This window comes from Clostridium sp. AF27-5AA (assembly GCF_003478415.1).
In the GTDB taxonomy this organism is placed as follows: domain Bacteria; phylum Bacillota; class Clostridia; order Lachnospirales; family Lachnospiraceae; genus Otoolea; species Otoolea fessa.
The window spans coordinates 88485-103076 of the sequence record NZ_QUFH01000005.1 but is presented as its reverse complement, the minus strand read 5'-3'; the positions used below and the strand labels follow the sequence as shown (position 1 = coordinate 103076).

Below are 14592 nucleotides of genomic sequence, written 5' to 3'. Positions count from 1 at the left end.
TCACTCCTGATTTCGTTCTGGTCCTGAAAAGGAAGTTAAAATTCCCTGAATTCCGTAGCTATGTTTCAGGATATCCAGTACCTTTCTGCCATCCTCCCGGCGCTCCGACGTGTCCGCCTGGTTTAGAACCACAAAAAACGAACGCCCCGATATATCTTTTCTGGCACCGTTTTCGCTACCAAGAAGCCATGCCAGAAGTTCTGGGGTCAAAGACGTATCTTTCGAAATAGGCACTTCTTTGAGCAGCCTTTTTCCTTCTTTGGGATAAGCTGCGTCCCCATACTCGCACACATCCCTGTTCCACGCCTCAATCGCCAGTTCCGCCCGGAAGCACACCTCCCCCAGCGGACGATACAGGGCACTCAGCCCCGCGACCGCCAGCACGATATCGCTCTGCGGCAGTATCACCGGCTCATGCGCCGCCGGGAATTTACACGGAAGACATTTCGCGCCATCCGCCTCCAGAAATGTGATATCTGCATCCGAAATCCACTCGCTTCGAATCGCTTCTGGCAGAATTGTCAATTTTTCGTGTGGGGCTGGGGTTCCGGCTACGACGTAGGTTCCCTGCTGCCAGAGACGATCGCGCTCTTTTCCGGCATTCTCCCACGCGGTATTTTCACACACACATTTTATACCGACAGACGTTTTACACTCACTAGATTCACATTCTAGCGAAGCAGTCTTTTCTTCCTCATTTACCGCAATCCACGGCACATTTACCGGCTTCCGAATATGCGTCGTCGTCGTCGTCAGCACCCGCCATCCCTTCGCCGTGCAGTACGCCGACAGCGCATACAGAAGCGTCGTCTTTCCGCCTCCGCCAATCAGCGAGACCACGTGTCCTTTTTCACGTAAGAAAGGAAACTTCTGCTCCCAGTCCATCACCGCAGCTTCTCTTCCCATTCCTTCTCCCGAAATCCTGTTAAAACAGTATCTCCATCCACAATGACAGGGCGTTTTACCAACATCCCATTGGTGGCAAGCAGCTTCAACTGTTCGTCCTCGCTCATCTGCGGCAGCTTATCCTTTAACTGCATTTCCTTATATAGCATCCCGCTCGTATTGAAAAATTTCTTGATCGGCAGCCCGCTTCTCGCCTGCCACTTCTTCAATTCCTCATACGTCGGATTTTCCTCCACGATATGGCGCTCTGTATATGAAATTTCCTGTGCATCCAGCCATTTTTTCGCTTTCTGGCAGGTACTGCATTTTGGATAATAAATAAACAGCATCTTATTCCTCCTTTGTGAGCATGCTTGCTATTATACGGCACCTTCTATATTTAAATGCGACCGTTCTAAACAAAGCATTTTACCTTTTTAAATTACCTACGGAAATTATACCCAGACACCAGAAAGATTGCAAGGGATGCCTGAAAATGATACAATAATAATATCTGCAACTATATTCAAGTCGAACGTCCGTGAGACTTGGCGCGTGATCCTGGTCAGCGAAGCTGACATATTCCTATCAGGATCACTGCGCATCCTCGCGGAGCGTTTATCTCAGTCGGAGACAAGGCTTCCACTGAGACAAATTTGCTATTACTCACCTCCTGAAGAGGTAGGAATCTTCTCGACTGAGATACCCCCCTCTTTTATACCAACAGGGAAACACATTCACCCAAAAATTATTATAAAAATATCCACTATGAAAGAAAAAATATTTAACATCATCCAGATCGGCGACAAGAGCAACCGTATCAGCCGTGCATTCGATATTTTCATCACCTTCACGATCATCTGCAATATCATTGTCACGTTTCTGGAAACATTCGATCAATTAACATCCTTCGGTGGTCTGTTTACCATGCTGGAACATGCCAGTGTCCTGATTTTCTGTATTGAATACGCGCTACGCATCTGGACTGCCGACTATCTCTATCCAGAAAAAACACCGGGACGCGCCCGGTTCTGCTTTCTCATTTCCTTTGATGGAGTGGTGGATCTGCTGACGATCATCCCTGTCTTTTTTCTGTCGGGCTTCATCATTTTCCGTATGCTGCGCGTGGCGCGGATTTTCCATCTGTTCCGGCTCAATGCGAAATATGACTCGTTCAACATCATTACCACCGTACTCTATGAAAAACGGAACCAGATCATTTCCTCTGTGTTTATCGTCATGGTGCTGATGCTGGCGAGCAGCATGTGCATGTATAGTGTCGAGCACAACGCTCAGCCGGATATTTTCCGCAATGCATTCAGCGGTATCTGGTGGAGTATGTCCACACTTCTGACCGTCGGTTACGGCGATATTTACCCGGTCACAACGCTTGGGCGCGTGATGGCGATCTGCATCGCCTACCTCGGAGTCGGTGCCGTCGCGATCCCAACCGGTATCATCAGCGCCGGTTTCGTCGAACAGTACCAGCGCAAGAGCAGCCTGTCCAGCATGAAGGACGCGGATATTCAGGAAATTGCCGAGGTTTTCGTCGATAAACGATATGCCGGAAAAACCATTGAAGAGATGGAAGAAGAGCAGAATATCAAGATATTTCTAGTGCTGCGCGATGATCTGTCGGTGCTTCCGCAGAAAAATATGGTTTTGAAATTAAATGATATTATGATTATACGAATAGAAAATGAAGCGTAATCAAACTTATCATCAAACATTTTTTGTGAACATTTTATGAACGTGAAAAAGAATGTGCCTTGGCACATTCTCGCGCCGAGCGCGGTCGCTTGCGACATGTTTCTGCTTCGCGCGAGTGCGCATCATTGGCACGTTAGTGCCTTTTTGTGTAATAGGGAATTCCAAGGAATTTCCTATTACACAAAAAGACTGCCGTCCAAAGTTTCTCTCTCTGGACAGCAGCCTTTTCTTTTCTTCAAAATCAGCTTCTCAGCTCAATTCCATACATCTTATTCAGCTGTTTCAGCACTTTCTTGACATATCCGTCAACGGTATCTGCCTTGAACGCCTCTTCCTTCGGAGTGAAGAGAACGGTAAATGCCATCGATTTCTTATCGGCTGCGATCTGTCTGCCCTCGTATACGTCGAACAGGCTAACATCCTTGACGTAAGCACAAGCCTCGCGGATACAGCCCTCAACCTGTCCGCAGGTGATGTCTTTGTCCATAACCAGCGCCAGATCACGTTTTTCCTCCGGGAATTTTGGAAGCGGCTCAAATACTTTGGCTTTTCCATACCATTTCTCCAGCGCTTTCATGCTGATCTCCAACACATACGCATCTTCGCGCATTGCCTCTTCCTTCATGATCTCATATTTTACCTTACCGAGGTAACCAATCTCCTCGCCCTCGCAGAAGATCGCTGCGGTCTGATACGGATGCAGGAACGGTTTCTCTGCTTTTTCATAGTTAAAAGTAATATTTAAAACATTGGCAACTGCCTCTGCCATTCCCTTTAAGGTAAAGAAGGACTCTTCCTTACCAAATGCACCGATGCACAGCGTCTCTCGCTCTTCCGGATATTCCGTCAGAGGCAAGGACTTCGGAATAAATGCATTTCCAATCTCGAAGATACGTCCCTCGAAGATGCCTCTCTTCTGGTTGCGTCCCATCGCATGAATCATCTGCGGTGCCAGTGTTGTTCTCATCAGGGACAGATCCTCGTTGATCGGATTCATGATGCGGATCGCCCTGCGCTCTGGCGCGTCCTCTGCAAATCCCATTTCATCCAGATCCGACGGGGAGAAGAAGGAATAGTGGATTCCCTCAAATGCGCCAACACTGCACAGCGTTCTCTTTACTTTCAGAATTGTTCTCTGACGCAGGTTGCTTCCACCGATCGTCACCTTAGCACTCGGCATGAAGGTCGATGTGATGTGATCGTAGCCGTACATACGGATCACTTCCTCGGCAACATCCGGATAATCTTCCATATCCTCGCGGTATGCCGGGAAATGCATGGTCAGTTCGTCGCCGTTGATCTCCGGCTGGAAGTTTAAGCCAGTCAGGATGCGTAAAATATCCTCGTCCGGAACGGTAATACCCAGAACAGCGTTTACCTTCTTAACACTTGTCTTGAAGGTAGTCGGCTCTAAGGAGTTTCCGGTATTTACATTTTTATGGGTCTTGGAAATCTTACCAACTCCCAGCTCCTCAACCAGGTGCAGGACACGTTTCATCGCCATCTCGGTTGTGTACTCATCGACACCCTTAGAATATCGCTGGCTCGCGTCGGATCCCTGTCCTAATGCACGGGAGCTTCTGCGGATGTTGTCACGGGCAAATTTAGCTGCCTCAAACATCACTTCCGTCGTGGTATCACGGATCTCAGAATTTAAACCACCCATGATTCCGGCAAGTGCTACCGGCTTTTTGCCGTCGCAGATAACCAGATTGTTCGGATTTAAGGTAAATTCTTTCTCATCCAGCGTCACGATCTTCTCGCCCTCGGCCGCGCGTCTTACGTTGATCGCATTGCCCTCCAGATAATCGCAGTCAAACGCATGAAGCGGCTGACCTAACTCACGCATGATATAGTTTGTAATATCAACAATATTGGAAATGGAATTATTCCCTACCAAAGCCAGACGTCGTCTCATCCATGCCGGGGACTGACCCAGTTTTACGTCATATACATAGTGTGCAATGTAACGAGGGCAAAGATCCTGTGCCTCTACCGTTACGTTGAAGCCTTCTTTCTCAACTTCTGTCTCAGTGTAATCCAGTGCCGGTGTCTTGAGCGGCTCGCCCAGTGCGGCGGCAACCTCTCTTGCCAGACCGAAAATACTCTGGCAGTCCGGACGGTTTGCCGTGATAGAAACATCGAAGATCCAGTCATTTAAGCCGGTCAGCTCTTTGACATCCGAACCAATTTCCGCATCCTCCGGCAGAACCAGCAATCCGTTGTAACCAGCACCCGGATACAGATCCTCGTTTAAGCCAAGCTCGGTACCGGAACACAGCATACCCTGGGACTCATAACCTCTCAATTTACCCTTTTTAATGGTGGCCACGCCCTCGATCGTCACATGATCTTTTGCAGTTGCATATACTTTCGCGCCAATCATGGCAACTGGGAATTTTCCGCCAGCTTTTACATTGTCAGCGCCACAGCAGATCTGTAAGAGTTCCGGACCACCTACATTGACCTGGCACACATGAAGATGTGTTTCCGGAATCGGCTCACAGGAGTCAACATAACCAACGACGATGCCGCTGATATCCTTGCCAACCTGCCATTTTTCTTCTACCTCAAATCCACAGTCAAAAAGCTTCTTCTCCAGCTCATCTGCGGAAATATTAATATCTACATAATCTTTTAACCAGCTTAACGGTACAAGCATTTCTAATCCTCCTGTCCTGATCAGTCATCGATCTGATCCAGCACACGCAGATCAGACTCAAAAAGCATCTTGATGTTGTTGATGCCGTATTTCAGCATTGCGATACGCTCCAGACCCAATCCGAATGCGAATCCACTATATTTATTGGAATCAATGCCGCAGTTTTCCAGTACCTTCTTATTTACCACACCAGCGCCGAGAACCTCGATCCAGCCTGTTTCCTTGCACAGACGGCAGCCCTTGCCGCCGCACTGGAAGCAGCTTACATCGACCTCAACAGACGGCTCCGTGAACGGGAAATAGGACGGACGAAGTCTCGTTTTTGTCTGCTCACCGAAAATTCTCTGAACAAACATATCCAGCATACCCTTTAAATCACACAGGGTGATGCCCTCATCAACAACCAGGCCTTCCATCTGGCTGAACATCGGAGAATGGGTCGCATCATCATCAGAACGGAATACTTTACCCGGGGAAACAACCTTGATCGGCGGTTTTTTCGCTTCCATGACATGAACCTGTCCAGCCGATGTCTGGGTACGGAGCAAGAACTCCGGAGACAGGTAGAATGTATCCTGCATATCGCGTGCCGGATGATCCTGAGGTGTATTTAAAGCCGTAAAGTTATAATAATCAGTCTCGATCTCGGTTCCCTCATATACCTCAAATCCCATAGAGGTGAAGATATCCGTCAGCTGATTGCGGACCGTCGTAACCGGATGCAGATTACCGTAACGGATTTTAACCGGCGGCATCGTGATATCAATCTTCTCCGATTCATAGCGCTGCTGCTGCTCTTTCTCCTTTAATTTCTGATCCAGCTCGTCAAAGAAATTGTTTGCCCACTCCTTGGCGCCGTTGATAGTCTTACCAAATTCCGCTTTCTGGTCATTGGCAACATTGCGCATTTCTTTCATCAGCAGACCAATTCTGCCCTGCTTATTATCCAGAAAGGTCTTCTTAAACTCATAGACACTCTTGGAAGTCGTCAGAGCATCCGCACCCTGGCGGATTTCTTCTTTGATCGCAGTGATCACTTCATTCAGTTCTTTTAAATCCTGCATGATTTCTCTCCTTCTATTACTTTTGTTGCTTTTTATCTTGATATTGCTTTAACTTGTGGACACGAATTTGTGCATAAAGGATGTTCTCTGGCACATTCGGGCGTCTCGCGCGGTCGCTTGCGACAGGACATAAAAAAATCCCTTCGCACAAAACGTGCAAAGGGACGATCATATCTATACCGCGGTACCACCCAGCTTTCTGTCGGCAGGTCATTTTTTCGTCTGCCACAGACACTTTCCGGTATGTAACGTACACCAGACGGCAATGCCTACTCTAAATTTCAGCAATGCAGCTCCCGTGGGAAATTCGGATATCTGTCTGAACGGAAAAAGGCTCACAGCCGCTGACCTCTTCTCTCTGACCGGAAACAGTATCTTATAGAACACGATCATAGCTTTTGGTTTGTTTGGTTTGATTGATCTCATGTATGCAATCTGTTTATTATTTTAGGCATGTTGGTGGGAAATGTCAAGGGCTTTCTTTCCTTGATATTTTCATTGATATTTTCATCTTGGTATTTTCAAATTATAAGAAATTTTACTTACTGCAAGCATTTTGCAAGCACAAAGCCCAGAAACCTCTAAAAAAGCAGATGTTTCAGTTTGAAAACTTCCGTGTAAGGAAGCTCACTGCAATCAATGCCCTAAATTTTTATATTACCCTGTGCATGGCATTTCTGGCACATATGTCCATGAAATCAGAAACGCATGCCCTGAAGGTTGCAATCATACAGAAAGCAGACCCTATAAAAGAAAAAATCCATTTCAGCTATTATCGGCTGGCTAAAGGTATCTCAGGCATACTGTCGTATGTAAAAGAAGGGATCAGGCTATGGTTTCGGACAAAACGTCCGATATACCGTCAACTTTGCCTTAAGTTGGTCGCTTAAATAGATAAAAGAATAACTCTCCCAAGTAGTGAAAGGAATCATCCATTTATTATTTATCTCCTTCTTCTATCATATAGAATAATTACAATTCAAACATTTAGAATGTGTAATTATATTTGTGGTGTATGTCAACAACTTTTTTTCTTTTTAATTCTACCAGTAGACAGCATCTCTTTTTATGCAAGGTTATCATTTTATCAACTGTATAAGCACGCAAAAAAGCACCAGCCAACTAAGTGACTGATGCTTCTCACATCTGATATCCTTTATTTTTTATAAACTGTATTCCCTTTTGCAATCACTTCAACAAGCTGAAGTTCCTGGTCGAGAATACAAAGATCCGCATCATAGCCCTCTTCAACCTTACCTTTTTCCTTAAGACAAAGAATATCTGCTGGATTCGATGTAATTGTAGAAATTGCTATTTCTAAAGGAATTTCTGTTTTAAATACACATTCCTTTACTTCCTTCAGAAGGCAGCTGGACTGTCCAACGCCCATTCCAAGGAATTTGCCATCACTACTGTACATCGGAAGGCTTCCCTGCCCGTCAGAAGAAATTGTTATGCGGTCAGGATTTACTCCTGCATCTAACATCCGTTTGATACCATTACATACACGTACCTCATCACAGATAGTTTCCCAATAGTCCATATCTTCATTTCCAGTAAAGTCTACTGCTCCGCCTTTCAGTGCATACTCAATCGACTTGCCAAAAAGCATCTCATTTCGATTGATATGTGTTGGCAGTATTTGAGTTGCCGGTATCTCTGTCTCATCGACTACTCGTTCAATCAGATCTAAGCATCTCGGACTATCGCCCAGATGAACATTTACAATGCCAGCTTTCCCGGAAAGAACACCACCAAGCCTTGTATCCGCAATGACACGTGCAAATTCCTCGAAAGTCGGCTGTGAAGAACGATGATCAGAGATCGCGATTTCTCCCGTTCCAATGATTTCCTGAATCATCATAATATCTTTCACAATACTGTCAGTCAACGTGCGGACCGGAATCTGATAACTTCCGGTATAACAGTATGCAGACATTCCCTGCTCATTCAATCCTTTTGTCTTTGCAACCAGTGCACACATATCACGACCGATTCCATCTGTTCCAAGGCAGCCAACAACGGTTGTCACTCCAAACTTCGTAAGTCCTTCCATGGTTGCTTCCGGAGTACGATTGGCGAATCCGCCTTCGCCACCGCCTCCGAGTACATGAACATGACTATCAATGAATCCCGGAGTTAAAAGTAGCCCCTCTCCATTGATCCTTTCTGCCTCAGAAAGAAATCCGTCTGCGGATATAGAACCCGCATCTTTAATCTTAACAATCTTATCATTGATTATAAGTACATCTTTTTTCCCCAGATGCTGTGGAGCATAAACATCAATATTCTGAATTAATTTCATCACAAATCACTCCCACTAAGACAAATTTGCTATTACTCGCCACCAAAAGAGGTGGGAGTCTTCTCGACTGAGATAAAATACATATTTTAGAATCCAATTCCAACTGCAACAAGAACTGTAATGATTGCACCAATCATTAAGACGCCAAGGAATTTCCACATAAATTTAATCCAGTTAGACCACTCAATCTTTGCAATTGCAAGAGATCCAATCAAGCATCCGGATGTAGGAACAATCAGGTTTGTAAATGCATCACCAAGCTGGAATGCAACTACAGCTGTCTGACGCGAAACACCTAACAGGTCTGACAGCGGAGCCATGATCGGCATTGTGATGGCAGCCTGTCCTGTTCCGGATACAACGAAGAAGTTAAATACGGACTGGAACAGATACATAAGTACGGCTGCAACTGCTCCGGAAACTCCAGACAATGCATTTGAAATATTATACATAATTGTATTAATAACTGTAGGTGTTGTCGGATCAGAACCACCAAGAACCTGCATGATTCCCTGTGCCATAGCAACGACAAGGGCAGCACCGATCAGGTCTTTTGCTCCATCTTTGAAAGATGTTGCAATATCATTCAGTTTCATATCATTCAGTTTAAAGATAACTCCAAACACACCGGAAACAATTCCCATAATAAAGAACTGTGTTGCAATCTCCGGCATGTAGTATCCCTGAGTCATAACTCCCCAAACTACCCATACTACTGTAACAGCCAGTGTCAGAAGGACTAAAATGTGTCCAAGACCAAATGAATGTCCTTCGTCAATTCCTGTTGTTTCATTCTGCTCACGGAAATATGAATCCGTCTTATATGCGATTGAGATTGTCGGATTCTTTTTAATCTTTGATGCATAGAACATAGTCATTCCACAGCCGAGTGCTGTAAATACGACCCACATTACCATACGGAATCCTGCACCGGAGAATACGTCAATACCTGCAATACCCTGTGCAATGCCTACAGAGAACGGATTCATCCAAGATGAACCGAAACCAATCTGTGTGGCAACATAAGTAACAAGAACTGCGATAACTGAATCATATCCAACTGCTACAAACAACGGACAAAGAATCATAGTAAACGGAAGCGCTTCTTCTCCCATTCCGAAAACTGCTCCACCAAGAGAAAACAGTACGAAAAGTATCGGAATCAGTAGTTTTTCTGCTCCCTTGGCCTTACGGATCAATCCGATCAATCCAGATTCAATCGCACCTGTACGGATCATGATACCAAATGCACCACCTACTACCATAAGGAATGCGATAATCTCGATTGCAGAACTATTTACGATTCCGTTATACATATAGTTGAAGAATCCTGTTCCACCATCTCCGCTAAAGAGTGCTACTCCTTCTGTTACTACATTTCCTGCATCATCTGTCAGATACTGGAAACTTCCGTCCTTGATTACTGTACGGGTTTTCTCAACACCATTGATCATATATGAAATATCCTGTGTTTCGTAAAATCCCTTTGGTACAAGAAATGTCAGAAGTGCTGCGATAACGACTACTAAAAAGATAATAATGTAGGTATCTGGCACTTGGAATCCCTTGTTAAAGGACTTTAGCCCTTTTTCTTCTTTTTTGCTCATTTTTGAGTCTTCCTCCCATTTTTTGATGTACCATATTAGTGTACCATAGAATGCTAAAAAGCCAACTAAAAATTTACATGTTTTTTGTCATTTTCCTGTATTTTTATACACCCAAAAATGGAATTGGCTCTGGTAATGCAAATCATGACCACTGGCTTAGCCAGTGATTAGACTGCGCCTTCCGGAACCTGCGGAAAGGCCAGATCCTCAATCGTTCCATACTGAAGAGCCGCATTTCTCTCTTCCTCTGCCCAAAGTCTGCTTGGATGATTGGAAAAATTGATAAACATAGTAACATCCCCCTCATTTTTATCTCTATCTTATCTTAAATCCTCTTTCTTCTTCACAGGGAATCTCTGTGATCTCCATATCCGCCACGTTGATCCATCTCTGTTGCTGAATCCGATCTAACATTTCCCGAATGGAAGCTTCGCTTCCCTGCACTTCCATCTCCACTCTTCCGTCCCACAGGTTCTCCACCCAGCCGGCCAGGCCAAGGGACTGGGCGATATAAAAGGAGCGGTAGCGGAAGCCGACGCCCTGGACATCACCTGAAAAAAAGATGTGTTTTCGTACCATAATTTACATCTCCTCCGGATACTGAAATTCCCATTCTTTTCTGAATTCCGTCATCATACCCATCACATCTTTTGTATAATCCAAATGCATGCATTCTGCATCCCCACGGATGGCTTTCTCCATATCCGCCAGCTCATAGGCCAGCGCATCTGCATGCTCACCGGTCTGAATCACTTCCGTTTCTCCGGAATCTGTATAGGTGATTCTCGCTTCCCAGGCTCTCGGATATTCCATGATTTCTATATATCCCTTTTCACAGGATACCATGCCTCTTTTCGGCTGCTTGGAATGCAGCGACAACATGACAGATGCCATCTGGCCTTCCTGATTCATCAGCAGCAATCCTGCCTGTTCATCCACTCCTGTAGGTGCCGGTTTTACCTGGGATAAAAGCTGATCCGGCTTGGAATCCATAAACCAACGGATAAAGGAAAGCGCGTACACCCCGATATCCAGCATGGCACCTCCTGCCAGGTTTTTATTAAAAAAGCGGTTGTTCATATCATATTCTTTGAAGCTTCCAAAATTCATAGTAATCAGATTCACCTTTCCAAGTTTCCCTGACTCAAGAATTTCCTTCAGTTTTTTATAAATCGGCATATGATAAATCGTCATGGCCTCACCTATGACAACACCCTTTTTATCCGCCAGAGCAATTGCCTCATCCAGTTCCCGGCTGTTTAAGGTGATAGATTTTTCGACCAGAATGTGCTTTCCATTCTCAATTGCCCTGCGCATAAAATTAATATGGGTATTATGGGGAGTTGTGATATAGATTACATCAATATCCGGGTCTGTAAACATGTCATTATAATTATCATATACCTTTTTTATCCCATATTTTTCTGCAAATGCAACCGCTTTCTCATGGGTTCTGTTACCCACCGCATCGATGTTTCGCCCGTTTTTCTTTAAGGCCACGGCCATTTCATTTGCAATCACTCCGGTTCCAAGAACTGCCCATCTGATGTTCTGCATGTATCTCTTACCTTTCTTTATCCAACTAGCACTCCACCGCTACCTTAATCACTCCATCTTTCTTGTTCTCAAAAAGCTCGTATGCATCTTCGATCCGGCTAAGCGGATAGGTATGGGTAATAAGCGGTTCCGTATCGATCTTGCCCTCTGCAATGAGGCGAAGCGTCTCCTCACAGTCGCATCCATCTACACCGCCGATTTTAAAGGTAAGATTCTTGCCATACATATCCGGAAGCGGCAGCGTCTGGGCTTCGTCATAGAGCGCTACCACCGTGACGATTGCATTAGGCCTTGCACATTCCCAGGCTAACCGGAAAGTAGAGGATGCTCCTGCCACCTCAAGAACCACATCGGCTCCGTCATGATCACTGTTTTTCTGAACATATTCCAGACATTCCTCCGGTAAAACGGTGTATACATCCGGATAGTGCTCCTTTATAAAGCGGACGCGGTTTTCATCTTTCTCGCAGACAATAATTCGTTTCGGTTTCTTTAACATTACGCAGAGAAGGGTACAGATACCCGTCGGACCGGCACCGATGATCAGAACTGTATCTTTCTCCGTGATCTCAGAGATTCTCGACGCCCAATAACCGGTCGCCAGCACATCTCCCACAAACAGTGCCTGCCGGTCTGTCACTCCATCCGGAATCTTATTTAATCCCTGATCTGCAAATGGAACCCGCACATATTCGGCCTGTCCGCCATCGATACGGCATCCCAGGGCCCAGCCGCCATTCTCGTCCGTACAGTTATTTACATATCCATTTTTACAGAAAAAGCATTCACCGCAGAAGGTCTCTACGTTTACAGTGACCCTGTCCCCCGGCTTCACATGGGTCACCGCTGCCCCAACTTCTTTCACAATTCCTACCATCTCATGGCCGACTGTAATTCCAGGGACCGCCCGCGGCACACTTCCGTGTTTGATATGCAGATCACTGGAACAGATGCTGGCCAGTGTTACCTTTACAATCGCATCCCGTTCGTGCATAAGCACCGGTTTTGGTTTTTCCACTAATTCAAACTTTCCCTTAGAAATATATGTATATGCCTGCATTGCTTAACCCCCTTCTTTCTATTATTCATACTGAATCCTATTATAGGCGAAACCTGGGGTTATTAGCAAGATTTGCCGTAAAAAACATGCTTCTGCTTCATTGAAACATTCCGCGTACATGATGGCTAGTTCCAACTGCTGGCAGGCTCCGGTATCATATGTCATTTTTTCAGAAGAACGTCCAAAGCGAGTTGCCTGCGCAAGGTTCCATTTTTCAAGGATCACCTGCATCTGCTGGTTTGTCCGTTTCAACTCATCCGTAAGAACAGCCAGCTGGCTACGTAATTCTTTTTCCTGCTCCATGCTTTCAAGCAAGAGCTGCAGGATATCTTTTTTATTCAGTTTTGCCAGCTGTTCTTTTGATAACGCAAGTGCCATACGGACGATCAGTCTCCTTCGCTTTTATGGATCCAGTATAACAGAAGAAGCGAAAAAACACAAAAATCAGACCGATATCTTTTCGGTATTTTGACGGTGGAAAACTCCTGCTCCAAAAGCAGTTCTTTCTGTAGAGAATACCTTCCAGGCTGCCTGAAAACAGGTGGATCCGGCTTACTTTTCATGTAGCAGAGAAGACTGTCCACAATTCATGTTAAGCGGATAAAAAACAGAACTTTTTATCCCCATACAGGCTTTCGAATCAAACAGAAAACTTCTCTGTTTTGTACCAAAGTCACACTGGATGTTTTGGATCGATCTTATGGACAGATGGAGCTATGGAGTATCCGCTCATGAGCAGATGATACTGCTCCGAAGTGATGTTCCGGGCTTCCGCTTCCGATCGGGGCCATTGAAAAGTTCCCGCCTCCAGCCGCTTATAAATAAGCAGGAAGCCGTCTTCCTCCCAGACCAGCCCTTTGATCTTCCGGTTACTGGAACCACAGAAGAATTTGAGCGTTAACATTTCATTTGGATCAGCTGTTACAGACCTCTGCACAGGGAACTGCTTTGGCTGCGTTACTTCAGCAAAGCCGCTTTCTACAAGCAGGGCCTCTTTCACTTTGCGGAGCCAGTAATAATAAGAGTCTCATGAAAGCTGATGCTGTGCACAATAATCTTTGACAGACAGACCAGATTCGTTGCGCTCCTGAATAATAGCAGCCCAGTTTTTTACACGGATCTGTGCTGTGGCAAGTTTGGTGTTCATAATTGACCTCCTAGTGTGAAAAATGGGAAAAGTGTATTGTACAACTTTTCCAACATTATCTCAAACTTGGAGGTGTAGTTCTAGAGATGTGTGGTTTACTATTTACGATCGAAATGTTCCAAGACAAACTCAAACCAGATAAATAAGCACGACAAAAGCCCTTAGCTATGAGTTTTATACCCACAGCTAAGGGCTTTTTAGATAAATATGGATTTATTTGTTGCACAACCACCTGTCAATCATTCTCTAACCCTAAAACCACTGGATTACAAGAATAATGGCTCTCATGCAACCGTTATCAAATTGTTATCAAAAGACTTTTAAAAGTGCTGCAAACCCGCATAAACGCTGGATTTACTAAACATTTTTGTTTATTCAAACTCAATATGTCCCAGGTCGCACTTAACTTATTTTGTTTAAGTTTTAGTCTTATATGGGGCATATTTATATATCAATTACACTATTTATTTTGACCTACTGAATGGTTGTTGCCAAACTGTTGCCACGAGGATATTATAGTGTGGATGAGGATGAAATGCAACTGAATTATTTAGAAATTATCTGTTATCTTTACCCATTGGTATGACGTTAATGC

General features: G+C 44.9%; 13 protein-coding genes. 1 reads left to right on the top strand and 12 read right to left on the bottom strand.

Annotated features, from left to right (window positions below; translation table 11 throughout):
- Both yqeC and DWY89_RS06980 read right to left on the bottom strand, forming a co-directional pair.
- A complete protein-coding gene (gene yqeC / locus DWY89_RS06985) occupies nucleotides 1-906 on the bottom strand; it encodes a selenium cofactor biosynthesis protein YqeC (protein ID WP_243022782.1) in 906 nt (301 codons plus the stop codon).
- Nucleotides 885-1235 carry an arsenate reductase family protein gene (locus tag DWY89_RS06980; protein WP_022359085.1) on the bottom strand — a complete coding sequence of 117 codons (351 nt, stop codon included), beginning with the start codon at nucleotides 1233-1235 and terminating at the stop codon, nucleotides 885-887. Before DWY89_RS06980 ends, yqeC begins: the two co-directional genes overlap by 22 nt.
- 418 nt (nucleotides 1236-1653) lie before the next feature.
- On the opposite strand from DWY89_RS06980, the gene DWY89_RS06975 reads away from it, so the two are divergent.
- Complete coding sequence (locus tag DWY89_RS06975) at nucleotides 1654-2595, top strand: ion transporter (RefSeq protein WP_182434522.1); 942 nt, start codon at nucleotides 1654-1656, stop codon at nucleotides 2593-2595.
- A gap of 241 nt (nucleotides 2596-2836) precedes the next feature.
- Here the strand turns inward: DWY89_RS06975 and pheT are convergent, their stop codons facing one another.
- From pheT to tnpB, 10 genes are all read right to left on the bottom strand, one after another.
- The gene (gene pheT, locus DWY89_RS06970) at nucleotides 2837-5257 is read right to left on the bottom strand and encodes a phenylalanine--tRNA ligase subunit beta (RefSeq protein WP_118524516.1); all 2421 of its coding nucleotides are present in this window, start codon (nucleotides 5255-5257) and stop codon (nucleotides 2837-2839) included.
- 20 nt (nucleotides 5258-5277) lie between these two features.
- Nucleotides 5278-6321, bottom strand: coding sequence for a phenylalanine--tRNA ligase subunit alpha (pheS, locus tag DWY89_RS06965; RefSeq protein ID WP_022359088.1), 1044 nt, complete (start codon nucleotides 6319-6321; stop codon nucleotides 5278-5280).
- A 1156-nt stretch (nucleotides 6322-7477) separates the two neighbouring features.
- Nucleotides 7478-8626, bottom strand: a complete 1149-nt coding sequence (gene iadA / locus DWY89_RS06950; RefSeq protein WP_118523943.1) for a beta-aspartyl-peptidase — start codon at nucleotides 8624-8626, stop codon at nucleotides 7478-7480.
- Between the two features lie 86 nt (nucleotides 8627-8712).
- Nucleotides 8713-10233, bottom strand: coding sequence for a putative basic amino acid antiporter YfcC (gene yfcC / locus DWY89_RS06945; protein WP_118468203.1), 1521 nt, complete (start codon nucleotides 10231-10233; stop codon nucleotides 8713-8715).
- A 167-nt stretch (nucleotides 10234-10400) separates the two neighbouring features.
- Nucleotides 10401-10523 carry a hypothetical protein gene (locus DWY89_RS14725; RefSeq protein WP_022360385.1) on the bottom strand — a complete coding sequence of 41 codons (123 nt, stop codon included), beginning with the start codon at nucleotides 10521-10523 and terminating at the stop codon, nucleotides 10401-10403.
- Nucleotides 10524-10548: 25 nt separating this feature from the next.
- Nucleotides 10549-10812, bottom strand: a complete 264-nt coding sequence (locus DWY89_RS06940) for an acylphosphatase (RefSeq protein ID WP_182426641.1) — start codon at nucleotides 10810-10812, stop codon at nucleotides 10549-10551.
- A gap of 3 nt (nucleotides 10813-10815) precedes the next feature.
- Entirely contained in the window at nucleotides 10816-11790 is a 975-nt protein-coding gene (locus DWY89_RS06935; protein WP_118468207.1) for a Gfo/Idh/MocA family oxidoreductase, read from the bottom strand.
- A 25-nt stretch (nucleotides 11791-11815) separates the two neighbouring features.
- Nucleotides 11816-12850 (bottom strand): alcohol dehydrogenase, encoded by a 1035-nt coding sequence (locus DWY89_RS06930; RefSeq protein ID WP_118468209.1) that lies wholly within the window; start codon nucleotides 12848-12850, stop codon nucleotides 11816-11818.
- Between the two features lie 21 nt (nucleotides 12851-12871).
- Nucleotides 12872-13228: a hypothetical protein gene (locus DWY89_RS06925; RefSeq protein ID WP_118468211.1), complete on the bottom strand. Its 357-nt coding sequence runs from the start codon at nucleotides 13226-13228 to the stop codon at nucleotides 12872-12874.
- Between the two features lie 295 nt (nucleotides 13229-13523).
- The gene (gene tnpB, locus DWY89_RS06920) at nucleotides 13524-13787 is read right to left on the bottom strand and encodes an IS66 family insertion sequence element accessory protein TnpB (RefSeq protein ID WP_227589623.1); all 264 of its coding nucleotides are present in this window, start codon (nucleotides 13785-13787) and stop codon (nucleotides 13524-13526) included.
- Nucleotides 13788-14592: the final 805 nt, after the last annotated feature.

Bases quoted from the DNA above. Each gene is read 5' to 3' on its own strand.
- DWY89_RS06980 (WP_022359085.1), bottom strand. From the start codon at position 1,235: ATGCTGTTTATTTATTATCCAAAATGCAGTACCTGCCAGAAAGCGAAA.
- DWY89_RS06975 (WP_182434522.1), top strand. From the start codon at position 1,654: ATGAAAGAAAAAATATTTAACATCATCCAGATCGGCGACAAGAGCAAC.
- DWY89_RS06940 (WP_182426641.1), bottom strand. From the start codon at position 10,812: ATGGTACGAAAACACATCTTTTTTTCAGGTGATGTCCAGGGCGTCGGC.
- iadA (WP_118523943.1), bottom strand. From the start codon at position 8,626: ATGAAATTAATTCAGAATATTGATGTTTATGCTCCACAGCATCTGGGG.
- yfcC (WP_118468203.1), bottom strand. From the start codon at position 10,233: ATGAGCAAAAAAGAAGAAAAAGGGCTAAAGTCCTTTAACAAGGGATTC.
- DWY89_RS06930 (WP_118468209.1), bottom strand. From the start codon at position 12,850: ATGCAGGCATATACATATATTTCTAAGGGAAAGTTTGAATTAGTGGAA.
- DWY89_RS06925 (WP_118468211.1), bottom strand. From the start codon at position 13,228: ATGGCACTTGCGTTATCAAAAGAACAGCTGGCAAAACTGAATAAAAAA.
- pheT (WP_118524516.1), bottom strand. From the start codon at position 5,257: ATGCTTGTACCGTTAAGCTGGTTAAAAGATTATGTAGATATTAATATT.
- pheS (WP_022359088.1), bottom strand. From the start codon at position 6,321: ATGCAGGATTTAAAAGAACTGAATGAAGTGATCACTGCGATCAAAGAA.
- DWY89_RS14725 (WP_022360385.1), bottom strand. From the start codon at position 10,523: ATGTTTATCAATTTTTCCAATCATCCAAGCAGACTTTGGGCAGAGGAA.
- DWY89_RS06935 (WP_118468207.1), bottom strand. From the start codon at position 11,790: ATGCAGAACATCAGATGGGCAGTTCTTGGAACCGGAGTGATTGCAAAT.
- yqeC (WP_243022782.1), bottom strand. From the start codon at position 906: ATGGGAAGAGAAGCTGCGGTGATGGACTGGGAGCAGAAGTTTCCTTTC.